The sequence below is a fragment of the Qipengyuania marincola genome, assembly GCF_029688625.1.
In the GTDB taxonomy this organism is placed as follows: Bacteria; Pseudomonadota; Alphaproteobacteria; order Sphingomonadales; family Sphingomonadaceae; genus Qipengyuania.
Genome location: NZ_JARULC010000002.1, coordinates 219,246 through 231,616, shown reverse-complemented (window position 1 = coordinate 231,616; position 12,371 = coordinate 219,246). Strand labels below are relative to the sequence as shown.

Here is a 12,371-nt window from a genome sequence, read left to right as displayed (position 1 = left end):
CGCACCAGCGCTGTCCAGCCCCTTGCAATCTTAGCTGCAACCACTGCGCGTCGCATGCGTATTCATGGACGACGGGAGCGTGCGCGCCTTGACTTGGCCGATGCAATCCCGCCGAACACATCACGATTACAGCCGGAGGACGCCCGAATGCCCGACCAGACGCTCGCTATCACACTCGCCGGCCTCAGCGAGAGATTGCAGGAGCTTCACCGGCAGACGGCTCTGACCCCCCTATTCAATCCCGTCTTCCAGCTGTCGCTCGACCTGTCGCGCCGGCTGGAGCGCGATGAGATCGGCATCGAGGACCTGTCCAGGCTCATCGAGGAACTTGAAGCGAAATCGCTCGATGCGCGGGCCGAACGGCTACGCTGTCTCGCCATCCCCGACGATGCCGAGGAACGGCTTGAACGGCAGACCTCGGCGGATGGGGAATTCGACGCCTTCCGCAATTTCTGGGAGCATCCGCATATGCATGCGGTGTTCACCGCGCATCCGACCTTCCTGCTGACGCCGGATCAGTCTGCTGCGGTGGCGCAAGCGGCCTCGCACGGCGGCGGGATTGCGCCGGGCAAGAGCGGCGAGCGCCCCGATATCACGCTAAGGTATGAGCATGAGCGGGCTATGTCGGCCATCGCCAATGCACAGGATGCGCGGGATCGCATCGTCGCCGACGCGCTGAAGACGGCGCATGACAAATGGTCGAGCCGCTGGTTCGACTTCACCCCGCTACCGTTCCGCTTTGCTACCTGGGTCGGTTACGACATGGACGGGCGGACCGACATCAAATGGTACACCTCCATAGCTTTCCGCCTGGCCGAAAAGGCGCAGCGGCTCGACCGCTATGCAAAGCAGCTCGAATCGATCGACGCGGACCACGATCTGCTGGCCACGCTGCGCGAAGCGGCGACGCGGACACGGGCCAGCTCCGAAGAATTTGCGGGCGACCTTTCGGATGCGGGGGATTTGTCGGCGGCTGCCAATCGGCTGACCGAGGACGGCGAGGACAAGCTTCTTTCGCTGCGTCAGATTATCGCCCAGCTGGAAGGCGAGGCTGCCTCTTCCACCGCAGAAAAGGCGATCGCCCTGCGCACGCTGACCGCGGCCATGCGCGCCGACGGGCTCGGCATGGGATGGATTCATTTCCGCGTGAATGCCAAGCAATTGCACAACGCGATCCGCACGCGGCTCGGCGACGCGGCGGATATCGACCTCGGCAGCCGCGGCGCGCTCGCCGCGCTGCGCGAGCTGATCGCCAATGTGGAGCCCGCTAGCGCGAATTTTGCCAGCCTCGCGGTCGAGAGCTCCACCGCGGTGCGGCAATTCCTCGTGATGACCCAAATCCTCAAGCACATCGACGCCGATGCGCCGATCCGCATGTTGGTGGCCGAATGCGAACAGCCGGCGACCGTCCTCGCCGCGCTCTATTTCGCCAAGCTGTTCGGGATCGAGGACAAGGTCGATGTCTCGCCGCTTTTCGAGACCGAGACCGCTCTGGAGCACGGCGGACGCTTCCTCGACGCACTTCTGGCCGAGGAAGAGTATCGCATATACGCCAAACGGCGCGGGCGGATAGCCATTCAGACCGGCTTTTCCGATGCCGGGCGCTTCGTCGGCCAGATCCCGGCAAGCCTCGCGATCGAGCGACTGCAGGGCCGCCTGTCACAGGCAATGGAGAACAACGGGCTGACCGATGTCGCCGCGCTGATTTTCGATACGCATGGCGAGGGCATGGGCCGCGGCGCACACCCCTCAAGCTTCGAGGACCGCATCGAGTGGCCGCTATCGTCCTGGTCGCAGCGGCGTTTCGCGCGCGCCGGTATCCGGCTGGAGCCGGAGGCCAGCTTTCAGGGTGGCGACGGATACCTGTTTTTCGCAACGCCCGAACTGGCGCTGGCAACGCTGACCAAAATCGTCGAGCACACGCCCGCCCATACCGATGCGGAAGTGCCGACCGATCCCTTCTACCGTCGCACCGATCTGAGCTTGGATTTCTATCGCGCAATCAAGGAGCATCAGCGCGACCACCTGGAAAGCCGCACCTACAGCCGCGCGGTGACCGCCTTCGGCCTTGGCCTGCTGAACCAGACCGGCAGCCGTGTATCGCGCCGCCAGTCGGACCTCTCCGCCGATCGCGAGATGAGCCTGCGCCAGATCCGCGCGATCCCGCACAATGCGATCCTCCAGCAGCTCGGCTATCCGGTGAATATCATCGCCGGGGTCGGCAGCGCGGCGGAAAGCAATATCGAGGATGTTGCGACGCTGCTCAACGAAAGCGCGCGCGGCCGACAGATCATGCGGTTGGTCCGCGCCTCCAACGCGCTGGCCAGCATCAAGACCGTGGCGGCCTATGGCGAGCTGTTCAATTCCGCCTATTGGGCGAGCCGGCCCTATCGCGGGACCGAGGATCATCTCGGCGAAGCTTGCGAGGCGCTCGCGGAGTATCTCATTTCCGACGATCGCAATGGCGTCTTCCGCCGTCTCGCTTCGCGGCTCCGGGTCGACGCGCTCAAATTGCATCGCCTTTTCGCGCTGGTGCCCGATCACGAACCGCACCCTGACCGCGAGAATGTGCGGCGCATCATCGGTGTGCTGCAGGCGGTGCGCCTCGCGCTGCTCCAGCACATGTTCCTGAAAGCGGTTTCGGTCCCCGCGTTCAGCCGGGCCAATGACATCAGCCGGACCGATGTGCTCGAAATGGTCTTCTCGCTGCGCATCGACGATGCGCTGGCGCAATTGCGGCGCGCCTATCCGGTCAGCTTCCCGCGCAAGGACGACTTCAGCATGAAGGAAGCGGGTGAATACCCGCGTGGTCAGGGCGAGGGCTACGCCGATATTCGCGCCCGTTACATCGATCCGATCGACGATGCCTATTCCCTCTGCCTCCGCATCTCGACCTGCATCGCTAACGAATTCGGTGCGCATGGCTGATTGATCGGCCACCCCTCCACGGGTTACTCTATCCCGCACGATCTTTCGTGGGGGACGAAACATGGGTGATATCTTGCTGTGCATCGGCGCGGTGGTGACGGGGCTTGCGATTGTCGGCGCACTCGCCCTGACGATCTTTCGCCGCGGCGCGCTAAGCTTCGAGATCGATGGCTTCTACACCCATGTTATGGATGGCGATCCCGGTCCCATCATCCGTGATGTGCAGCGCGATGCGCTGGCAATCATGGAATGTCGGCTGGACGATCCGATGGCCTGCTCGATCGGAGAGGCCGTGCAGTGCCACGGCAGGGACGATGCGCCCGAGTGCAACGTGCTGCTGCTGTCCGGCGGAGGCCAATGGGGCGCCTTCGGTGCGGGACTCTTCGACCGGCTGAGCAAGAAGAGCGGTGCGACCGAACTGGGCCTCGAGGGCATTGGCGTGATCACCGGCATCTCCACCGGCTCGCTGCAGACGCTGATGCTGATGGTCGCTCTCGACGGCGAGCAGACGCCCGAAATGCGCCGCTATGCGCTCGACCGGCTGCTGTGGGGCTATTCCCCGTCCCGCCAGAGCGAAGTCGTGCGCAACACCGGGCTTGGCTTCGTGCCGTTCTTCGGCTCCGCCGCGGGGACCGCGCCGCTGCGCAGGCGCATCATCGAGGCGCTATGCCCGAAAGGCGATTGCCGATTGGTAGAAGCGATCGGAAAATCGAGCATCGCCGGCTATGCAGGCTTCGTCGAGGCGGACAATGGCACGTTCCGCTATGCCGACCTGCGGGAATTGGTGAACCGGGCCACGACACCGGAGAAAGCCGCCGAAGCGCTCGCCGCAGCAACCATGGCGTCGTCCGCCATGCCGGTGTTTCACCAGCAATTGCGCGTGGCAGGATCGGACGGCAAGGCGATCTCGCTATACGATGGCGGCGTGCGACGGTCGGTTTTCTTCGACCGCACGATGGCGCTGGTAGATCGCGAGGTGCGCAAGGAGATGGCGACACACGGCGTCACCAAGTCGTCCGCAGTGTCGCAGGAAAGCTTCGCCGGGACGTATCGCAAGACGGCGCCGAGGGTTTATGTCGTCCGCAACGGCCCGACCGTGCGCAAGCCCGCGCCCGAGCTCAACCGCAAGTCCGGCCCGTTGAAGAACGGGCAGCGCGGTTACGACCTGCTCGTCAACGAAAGCGAGATCGGCGCGATCGCCGCGCTGCGGCTAGGCAATCCCTATGGCGAAATCCTGCTGACCACCGCCGACCAATACGACAGCTTTCCAAGCGACATCGGCGAGAACTTCAAGGATGACGAGATGTTCAAACCCGAGTTCATGGCGCGACTGCGCGACCTCGGACGCTACAAGGCCGATCGCGAGGGCGGGCCTTGGTGGCCGCTCAGCACTCTGGAGGAGTAGGAACAACCTGACTGTTGGTGCGGTCGAGAAGACTCGAACTTCCACGGCCTTTCGGCCACAACGACCTCAACGTTGCGCGTCTACCAGTTCCGCCACGACCGCACACAGTCTGCATCGGGAAGGCCGGAATCGGCCTGCCTCCCGCCGGTAGGAGCGCGCCCCTAGCAGCGCGGCTGTGCCCCGGCAAGCACCTTTCGCGCATGAGGCGCGCCGGTCAGCGCGGGGCCCAGCCGATATCGGCGAAGACGGCCGATTTGGGCACGTCGGTGACGGCTTCGTTGATGGTGATTTCCTCGCCCGGAGCCAGCGAAGGCTGCGGCGGATTGACGACCCAGCTGTAGACCTGCCGCTCGCGCTGGTCGAGCAGGACGATCAGGATCGGCGGGACATTCCGGGACTCTCGCGCGGTGTTGCGCACGATGATCTTCGCGCCGAAGAATTCAGTTCCATTGGGCAGGGTGCGGCGCTCCTGTTCCTCCACCGGGAAGGACAGCTCGAGATCGGGCTGGGCCTGGCCGAAGAGCGGCTTTGCGACCGGCATCCAGTCCGGCAGGCCGACCAGATTGACCGCTGCGATCGTGCCGAGGGCGAGCAGTGCGAACACCGCGGCGGCAATGGTCCACATCTTGGTGATGTTCCGGCGCGGGCGGAACGGCGGCGCATGGTCGAAGCGCGAAGGGCCATCGTCCTCCCGGTCGGGCACCGGTGGGGGCGGCAGCTCGTCCTGCACCTCGCCATAGGGCGGTTTGCGTTCGTCGAAGTCGGGGCCATCGCCCTGCGCATGAGCCGTGACCGCGCCGCTATAACCGAAACCCTGCTTGGTGGCGGACGCCCCGGCGTCATCCCGCGCCTGAGGGGCAGGCTCCCGCGTCGCACGCGGCCGTTCCGCGGTCGCCTCGCGGGGTATTGTTGGCGGTGGTGGCGGCGCTGCTCCCGCCCCGGCGGCAGGCCTTTTTTGCGCGGCGACGACCTGTTCGGCGTCCGCACCGTCCTGAAACCAGCTATGCTTGCATTTGGCGCATCTCACCGTCCGGCCTTCGACCCCGATGGCGCTATCGGGCACCACATAGCGGGTGGAGCAGGCAGGGCAGGCAATGATCATGGTGTCCAAGGCCTTAAGCGCCCCGGCGAATCACGACAAGCGAACCGCCTGTTCGCAACCCCTGCAGACGGCTTTTTTCCACATCGAAGCGCGGTTATAGGCCCAGACCACCATGCGAATTACCGCAAATTCTTTCCTGACACAGCGCCTTCGCCCATGAGCGGTCCCGAAAGCGAGGTCGTCCAGTTCGACAATGTCGGCTTGCGATACGGAACCGATCGGGAAATCCTCTCGAACGTTTCGTTCACGCTTTTCCCTGGCCGTTTCTATTTCCTCACGGGTGCCAGCGGGGCGGGCAAGACCTCTTTGCTGAAACTGCTCTATCTGTCGCAAAGGCCATCGCGCGGCGCGATCCGGATGTTCGGCACGGATGTCATCACGCTATCGCGCGACAAGTTACCGGCCTATCGCCGCCGGATGGGGGTGGTGTTTCAGGACTTTCGCCTCGTCGATCACCTGTCCGCCTTTGACAATGTCGCCCTGCCGCTGCGGGTGTCCGGTGTCCGTGAAGCCGATCTTGCCGGGCCGGTGAACGACATGCTCGAGTGGGTGGGCCTCGGCCAACGTGCCGATGCGCGGCCTGCAACGCTTTCCGGCGGGGAGCAGCAACGCGTCGCGATCGCCCGCGCAGTCATCGGTCGGCCCGACATGCTGGTGGCCGACGAGCCTACCGGCAACGTCGATCCCGACATGGCGCTGAAACTCATTCGCCTGTTCGAAGCGCTCAATCGTCTTGGCACCACAGTCGTCGTGGCGACGCACGACGTCCAACTGATCCGCAAGGTGCCGGACTCGCTCATCATGCGGCTCGACAAGGGCCAGCTGTCCGATCCGACCGGGGCATTGCGCTATCCGCCGCGCCGGATCGAGGCTGGCAAATGAAGCGTCCGCCTGTCCTCGCCCGTGCGGTCCAGCGCGGCCTTGCGCCCATGCGCGGAAAGCGAGCTGCGCATCTGCTGCCCCGCGCACGGCTTGGAGGCCCGATGCCCTGGGTAATCGCGATCATGGTCGCCCTGACGGTTGTCGCCGCTGCGGGAGGGCTCGCCTTGTCCAATCTTGTTGCGCGGGCAAGCGGCGATCTGGCGGGAAGCGCGACAGTCCAGATCGTCGACCCCGTGCCTGAGACGCGCGCGGCACAGGCACGTGCGGCACAGCGCATCCTGTCGCGCGATCCGATGGTCGAAGCGGTGGAGATCCTGCCGGAAAGCGAGGTCGAGGCGCTGCTCGAGCCGTGGCTTGGTACCGGGGCAAGCGACGAGGCGCTGCCGATCCCGGCGCTGCTGGACCTGCGCCTTCGCGCCGACGCTGACGACGCCGCGCTGGCGCGCCTCGCCGATGCACTGGCCGAGGCTGCCCCCGATGCGCGGATCGATGCGCAATCTGACTGGCTGGCGCCTGTCCTGTCCGCGCTCTCGACCTTGCGCTGGATGGCTCTGGCGCTGATCGCGCTGCTGGCGTTCACCGGGGCCGCGGCGGTCTGGCTGGCTGCGCGCAATGCTTTCGGCACCAATCGCGATACGATCGAGATCGTGCATCTGCTCGGCGGAAACGATGGTCAGATCGCGCGCATATTCCAGCGCTCGATCCTGTTCGACGCATTGATCGGCGGGGGTATTGGTCTGGGCCTCGGTCTGGGTGCGGTCGCATTGCTGGGGGCGCAATTCGCCGCGCTCGACTCCGCTTTGGTCACCGGCGGCGGCCTGACTGTGGGCGATTGGTTGATGTTGGCGCTGGTGCCACTTTTCGCCATCGCGATTGCCGTCTACACGGCCCGCATGACTGTCCTTTCCTCGCTTCGGAAGATGCTGTGATCCTGCGCTTCATCGCTGCCACATTGCTGGTGTATGCCTTCGGATTTCTCGGGTTCACCGTGACTTTGCCGCAACCGCTTGCGGGTGAGCGCACCGATGCCGTGATCGTGCCAACCGGCGGGCCGGGCCGCATCGCGCGCGGTCTCGAGATCGTGGAGCGCGACCTTGCCAGCCAGCTGTTCGTGTCCGGCGTCGATCCCGAGGTGAAGCCGGGCGAATTCGCTGCGCAATTCGACGTGCCGCGACAGACAATGCAGTGCTGCGTCACGCTCGGTTACCTGGCTGTCGATACGCGCAGCAATGCGGGCGAAGCGGCGCAATGGCTGAAGGAGAACGAGTTTACCTCCGTGCGGCTGGTCACCACCGATTGGCACATGGCGCGTGCGGCGAACGAGTTCAGCGGCGCGCTTCCCGACGGTACAAGCATCGTGCAGGATGCGGTGAAATCGTCGCCAAATCTCTCCACCCTGTTTCTCGAATACAACAAGCTGATAGCCGCGGCCCTGTCGCAAGGGCTGCCGGTGTGATCCTGCCATGCGGCTGCTGCGTAATCTCGCTTTCTATCTGGCCTTCTATATTGGCTCGCTCCTGATCACCGCTTCCTCGCTGGCATCCTTGCCGTTCAGCGTCGAAGCCTTCCGGGCACGGGTGCGCAACTGGGCTCAATGGCAGCGCTGGTGCCTCGTCAACCTGCTGGGTTGCGAGCTCGTGATCGAGGGGAAGCCGCTTGACGAAGCAGTCCTCTACGCGGTGAAGCACGAGAGCTTTTTCGAGGCCATCGATGCACCGGCGCTGTTCGATTGCCCCAGCGTGTTCGCCAAACAAGAGCTGTTTCGCCTTCCCATGTGGGGCCGCGCTGCAGCTGCCTATGGTCTGGTGCCGGTCGCGCGCGAGGCCGGGGCGCGCACGCTGATGCAAATGATCCGTGCCGCCAGGGCGCTGATCGCGGACGGGCGGCCGCTGGTGATCTTTCCCGAAGGAACGCGGGTTCCGCATGGCGAAAACCGGCCGCTGCAATCCGGTTTTGCCGGGCTCTACAAGATGCTCGGCCTGCCGGTGGTGCCGGTGGCGGTTAACAGCGGCCCGGTCTATCACAAGCTGCTCAAGCAACCCGGAAGAATTACCTATCGCTTCGGCGAGCCGATCCCTCCGGGCCTGCCGCGCGAGGAGATCGAGACCCGCGTCCGTGATGCGATCAATGCACTGAACTGAGCATTGCTCAACTGCCGGTGAATTCGGCCTTGCGTTTCTGCAGGAAGGCCATGCCGCCCTCCATCGCATCTTTCGTACCGCCAGCGATTTTCTGGGTTTCGGCTTCGGCGCGTAGCGTGCTGCCGAAATCGGACTGGAGGCCGTCGCGCAGGGTTTGCTTCATCAGGCCAAGTGCCACGGTCGGACCGTTCGCCAGCCGTTCGGCCAGCGCGTTCGCCTCATCCGTCAGTACGTCATCTTCGACACATTTGTAGATGAGGCCAATCTTCTCCGCTTCCTCGCCATAGATCTTCTCGCCCAGCATCATCATGCGCGTGGCCTGCGCCGTGCCGACCAGGCGCGGCAGCATCCAGCTCGACCCGCCATCGGGCACTAGGCCGATATTGACGAAGGCCTGCAGGAAATAACCGCTCTTGCCAGCCAGCACGAAATCGGCAGCCAGCGCGATCGAGCAGCCGACTCCGGCAGCCGGACCCTGCACCGCCGAGACCACCGGCACCGGCAGGCTGGCCAGTGTCTGCACCATCGGATTGTAATGCTGCGTCAAAGAGCGGAATGCGCCCTCTCCGCCGGTCACCGAGCGTTCGCCCCGGGCAGACAGGTCCGCCCCGGAACAGAAGGCGCGGCCTTCGCCCGTGATCAGCACGGCACGTGCATCGTCGAGATTGCGGATCGCATCGAAAATTTCGTCCGCCATTTCGGGCGGGCACGCATTGAGGCGATCGGGGCGGTTGAGCGTCAGCTTCAGGATATTGCCGGTGCGTTCGCTCTTGATCGTCTGATAGTCGCTCATCGGTCTCTCTTCCCGCTCTCTTCGTGCCGCTTTCGTCTGCGCAATCGCGTTCGCAATTGCAACCCATCGCGCTGATTGGCATGCAGTCTGCCACGCCAGAGGAGAGAGACAGGCATGACCCATCGCGCGCATAGCGGACCGCTCACCGGATTGAAGGTCGTCGAATTCCAGGGGATCGGGCCGGGCCCGCATGTTGCCATGCTGCTGGCCGACATGGGCGCCGAGGTGGTGCGGATCGAGCGGGAAGGCTACCAGCCGATGAACCCAGTGGTCGAACGCGCCCGGCACCGCGTGGCGGTCGATCTGAAAAGCGATGACGGCAAGAAGTTTTGCCGCGATGCGCTGGCCAAGGCCGACGTGCTGATCGAGGGATTCCGCCCGGGCGTGATGGAGCGCCTCGGCCTCGGTCCCGACGAATTGCTTCAGGCCAATCCGCGCCTCGTCTATGGCCGCATGACTGGCTGGGGGCAGGAGGGGCCACTGGCGCAGGCCGCCGGGCACGACCTCAACTACATTGCCATTACCGGCGCGCTCGACGCGATCGGCAAGAAGGGCGAACTGCCCATCCCGCCGCAAAACCTTGTCGGCGATTTCGGTGGTGGCTCGATGTATTGCGCGCTCGGCATCCTCGCCGCGCTCTACGAACGCGAGCGTAGCGGGAAAGGGCAGGTGGTCGATGCCGCGATCGTCGATGGCGTGACCAGCCTGATGAGCTTTTTCTTCGGCCAGCCGCCCAGTTCGATCCGCACAACCGAACGCGGCACCGGCTTGCTAGGCGGAGCAGCGCATTTCTATCGCTGCTACGAATGCGCGGACGGCAAGGAAATCAGCGTCGGCGCGATCGAACCGCAATTCTATGCCGAGCTGCTCCAGCGCGCCGATGCGCCGGAAAAGCTGAAAGACGGGCAGATGAACCCGGCCAATTGGGATGAGTATACTGAGGACCTCGCCGCAATGTTCAAAACGAAAACGCAGGCCGAATGGGTCGAGCTGCTCGAGGGCACCGATGCCTGTTTCGCGCCGGTCGTGCCGATGGACGAGGCACGCGAGCATCCGCACATGAAGGCGCGCCAAGCCTATGTCGAACATGGCGGCCGCTGGCATACCGCGCCCGCACCGCGCTTCGACCGGACGCCGAACACGATCCGCGATGCGGCGGAAGACGGTGAAGAGGTGGTGGCGCGCTGGCGCGAAGGGGGCTAGTGGCTGCGCGCATAGAGGAGATACCCCCATGCGCGACTTCACCAATTTCTACATCGATGGCCAGTGGGTCGACCCGGTCACGGAAAACACCCAGCCCGTCGAGAACCCGGCGACCGAGGAAACCATCGGCCACATCAGCTTCGGCACCAAGGCCGATGTCGACAAGGCCGTGGCCGCCGCGCGCCGCGCATTCGAGAGCTTCTCGCAAACGAGCAAGGAAGAGCGGCTCACGCTGCTACACGCAATCCAGGCCGAGATTGAAAACCGCAAGGAAGAGCTCGCCACAGCCGTTAGCGACGAAATGGGCGCGCCGATGAGCCTCGCCAATGGCCCGCATGTCGGCCTGCTCGCGGGGCACTGCGCGAAGGCCATCGAAGTGCTCGAGGGCTTCGCATTCGAGCGGCAGGACGGCCCGACGCTGCATGTCTGGGAGCCGATCGGTGTGGTCGGCATGATCACCCCGTGGAACTGGCCACTGAACCAGATCGCCTGCAAGGTTTTCCCCGCGCTGGCGACCGGCAACACGATGGTGCTGAAGCCTTCGGAAATCGCGCCGTTCAACGCCTATATCTTCGCCGAGATCATGGATGCGGCGGGCGTGCCGGCGGGCGTCTTCAACCTAGTCAACGGCGACGGGCCGGGCGTGGGCGAAGCGATCAGCGGCCATCCCGATATCGATATGGTCAGCTTCACCGGGTCGACCCGTGCGGGTGTCCTCATCGCCAAGAACGCTGCCGACACAGTCAAACGCGTGGCGCAGGAACTGGGCGGCAAGAGCCCGAACATCGTGCTCGACGACAACGCTTTCACCCAGTCGGTGATGAAGGGCACTACCGCAATGATGGGCAATTCTGGCCAGACCTGCACGGCACCGAGCCGCATGCTGGTGCCGCATGCGCGCATGGAGGAGGCGAAAGCAGCCGCCAAGGAAGCCGCCGAGGGCGTGATCCCCGGCGATCCCAAGGGCAATGCCACCATCGGGCCGGTCGTCTCGCGCACGCAGTTCGACAAGATTCAGGGCCTGATCGAGAAAGGCATCGAGGAAGGCGCCACGCTGGTCGCAGGCGGCCCCGGCAAGCCCGAGGGGTTGGAGACCGGCCACTACGTCAAGCCGACCGTCTTCGCCGATGTCGACAACGACATGACCATCGCGCGCGAGGAAATCTTCGGCCCCGTCCTCTGCATCCTCGGTTACGAGGACTACGACGATGCCATTCGCATCGCCAACGATACCGAATACGGGCTCGCCAGCGCGATCATGGGCGAGGACATCGAAACCGCTCGCCGGCTTGCCAAGCGCATCCGCGCCGGCCGCGTCGCGATCAACGGCGGCTACGACATGAATGCGGCCTTCGGCGGTTACAAGAAGTCGGGCAATGGCCGCGAATGGGGCGAGTGGGGCTTCCACGATTTCCTCGAAGTGAAAGCCGTCATGGGGCATAGCTGATGGCGGGCCGGCATTTCGACGAATGGCAGGTGGGCGACCGGATCGAACACGAGATCCGGCGCACCGTCACCGAAACGGACAATCTCCTCTTCACGACCATGACTCACAATCCGCAGCCGCTTCATCTCGATGTCGAAGCGGCGAAGGCGAGCGAGTTCGGGCAGATCCTTGTCAACGGGACCTTCACGTTCTCGCTGATGGTGGGGCTTTCCGTTGGTGACACGACGCTCGGCACACTCGTGGCCAATCTCGGCTATGACAAGCTGGTCATGCCCAAGCCGGTGTTCATCGGCGATACGCTGCACGCGACGAGCGAGGTCGTCGCACTGCGCGAAAGCAAGTCGCGGCCCGACAGCGGCATCGTCACTTTCGTGCACGAAGCGATCAACCAGCGCGGCGAGGTCGTGTGTCGCTGTGAACGTTCAGCCCTGCTGGCCAAGGCGGCAGGCTAGGCAAAACAACCTTTGTCG

11 protein-coding genes and 1 tRNA gene are annotated in these 12,371 nt (G+C 64.4%); 9 read left to right on the top strand and 3 right to left on the bottom strand.

Going from position 1 to position 12,371, the window contains the following annotated elements:
* The first annotated feature begins 147 nt into the window (after positions 1-147).
* Both P8Q88_RS06340 and P8Q88_RS06335 read left to right on the top strand, forming a co-directional pair.
* Entirely contained in the window at positions 148-2,928 is a 2,781-nt protein-coding gene (locus P8Q88_RS06340) for a phosphoenolpyruvate carboxylase (RefSeq protein ID WP_278323004.1), read from the top strand.
* 61 nt (positions 2,929-2,989) lie between these two features.
* Positions 2,990-4,333: a patatin-like phospholipase family protein gene (locus P8Q88_RS06335; RefSeq protein WP_278323002.1), complete on the top strand. Its 1,344-nt coding sequence runs from the start codon at positions 2,990-2,992 to the stop codon at positions 4,331-4,333.
* A 15-nt stretch (positions 4,334-4,348) separates the two neighbouring features.
* Here P8Q88_RS06335 and P8Q88_RS06330 read toward each other — a convergent pair.
* Positions 4,349-4,435, bottom strand: a tRNA-Leu gene (locus tag P8Q88_RS06330).
* A gap of 112 nt (positions 4,436-4,547) precedes the next feature.
* Positions 4,548-5,435, bottom strand: coding sequence for a zinc-ribbon domain-containing protein (locus P8Q88_RS06325; RefSeq protein WP_278323001.1), 888 nt, complete (start codon positions 5,433-5,435; stop codon positions 4,548-4,550).
* Between the two features lie 156 nt (positions 5,436-5,591).
* Here P8Q88_RS06325 and ftsE point away from each other — a divergent pair, with 156 nt between their 5' ends.
* The 4 genes from ftsE to P8Q88_RS06305 are packed head-to-tail and all read left to right on the top strand — an operon-like array spanning position 5,592 to position 8,458.
* Positions 5,592-6,317 carry a cell division ATP-binding protein FtsE gene (gene ftsE, locus P8Q88_RS06320; protein ID WP_278323000.1) on the top strand — a complete coding sequence of 242 codons (726 nt, stop codon included), beginning with the start codon at positions 5,592-5,594 and terminating at the stop codon, positions 6,315-6,317.
* Positions 6,314-7,246 (top strand): cell division protein FtsX, encoded by a 933-nt coding sequence (locus P8Q88_RS06315; protein ID WP_278322999.1) that lies wholly within the window; start codon positions 6,314-6,316, stop codon positions 7,244-7,246. Before ftsE ends, P8Q88_RS06315 begins: the two co-directional genes overlap by 4 nt.
* Positions 7,243-7,773 (top strand): YdcF family protein, encoded by a 531-nt coding sequence (locus tag P8Q88_RS06310; RefSeq protein ID WP_278322998.1) that lies wholly within the window; start codon positions 7,243-7,245, stop codon positions 7,771-7,773. The genes P8Q88_RS06315 and P8Q88_RS06310 overlap by 4 nt, the downstream gene beginning before the upstream one ends.
* Before the next feature lie 7 nt (positions 7,774-7,780).
* Positions 7,781-8,458, top strand: a complete 678-nt coding sequence (locus tag P8Q88_RS06305; RefSeq protein WP_278322997.1) for a lysophospholipid acyltransferase family protein — start codon at positions 7,781-7,783, stop codon at positions 8,456-8,458.
* Between the two features lie 7 nt (positions 8,459-8,465).
* On the opposite strand, the gene P8Q88_RS06300 is transcribed toward P8Q88_RS06305, so the two are convergent.
* Positions 8,466-9,251 (bottom strand): enoyl-CoA hydratase-related protein, encoded by a 786-nt coding sequence (locus P8Q88_RS06300; protein WP_278322996.1) that lies wholly within the window; start codon positions 9,249-9,251, stop codon positions 8,466-8,468.
* A gap of 114 nt (positions 9,252-9,365) precedes the next feature.
* On the opposite strand from P8Q88_RS06300, the gene P8Q88_RS06295 reads away from it, so the two are divergent.
* Genes P8Q88_RS06295 through P8Q88_RS06285 form a run of 3 tightly spaced genes read left to right on the top strand, consistent with a single transcriptional unit; the run spans position 9,366 to position 12,353 of the window.
* On the top strand, positions 9,366-10,454 hold the full coding sequence (locus P8Q88_RS06295; RefSeq protein ID WP_278322995.1) for a CaiB/BaiF CoA transferase family protein: 1,089 nt from the start codon (positions 9,366-9,368) through the stop codon (positions 10,452-10,454).
* Positions 10,455-10,482: 28 nt separating this feature from the next.
* Entirely contained in the window at positions 10,483-11,901 is a 1,419-nt protein-coding gene (locus P8Q88_RS06290) for an aldehyde dehydrogenase family protein (RefSeq protein WP_278322994.1), read from the top strand.
* Positions 11,901-12,353, top strand: a complete 453-nt coding sequence (locus P8Q88_RS06285; protein ID WP_278322993.1) for a MaoC family dehydratase — start codon at positions 11,901-11,903, stop codon at positions 12,351-12,353. The genes P8Q88_RS06290 and P8Q88_RS06285 overlap by 1 nt, the downstream gene beginning before the upstream one ends.
* The last annotated feature ends 18 nt before the right edge of the window (positions 12,354-12,371 follow it).

Bases quoted from the DNA above. Each gene is read 5' to 3' on its own strand.
- P8Q88_RS06340 (WP_278323004.1), top strand. From the start codon at position 148: ATGCCCGACCAGACGCTCGCTATCACACTCGCCGGCCTCAGCGAGAGA.
- P8Q88_RS06335 (WP_278323002.1), top strand. From the start codon at position 2,990: ATGGGTGATATCTTGCTGTGCATCGGCGCGGTGGTGACGGGGCTTGCG.
- P8Q88_RS06325 (WP_278323001.1), bottom strand. From the start codon at position 5,435: ATGATCATTGCCTGCCCTGCCTGCTCCACCCGCTATGTGGTGCCCGAT.
- ftsE (WP_278323000.1), top strand. From the start codon at position 5,592: ATGAGCGGTCCCGAAAGCGAGGTCGTCCAGTTCGACAATGTCGGCTTG.
- P8Q88_RS06315 (WP_278322999.1), top strand. From the start codon at position 6,314: ATGAAGCGTCCGCCTGTCCTCGCCCGTGCGGTCCAGCGCGGCCTTGCG.
- P8Q88_RS06305 (WP_278322997.1), top strand. From the start codon at position 7,781: ATGCGGCTGCTGCGTAATCTCGCTTTCTATCTGGCCTTCTATATTGGC.
- P8Q88_RS06300 (WP_278322996.1), bottom strand. From the start codon at position 9,251: ATGAGCGACTATCAGACGATCAAGAGCGAACGCACCGGCAATATCCTG.
- P8Q88_RS06295 (WP_278322995.1), top strand. From the start codon at position 9,366: ATGACCCATCGCGCGCATAGCGGACCGCTCACCGGATTGAAGGTCGTC.
- P8Q88_RS06290 (WP_278322994.1), top strand. From the start codon at position 10,483: ATGCGCGACTTCACCAATTTCTACATCGATGGCCAGTGGGTCGACCCG.
- P8Q88_RS06285 (WP_278322993.1), top strand. From the start codon at position 11,901: ATGGCGGGCCGGCATTTCGACGAATGGCAGGTGGGCGACCGGATCGAA.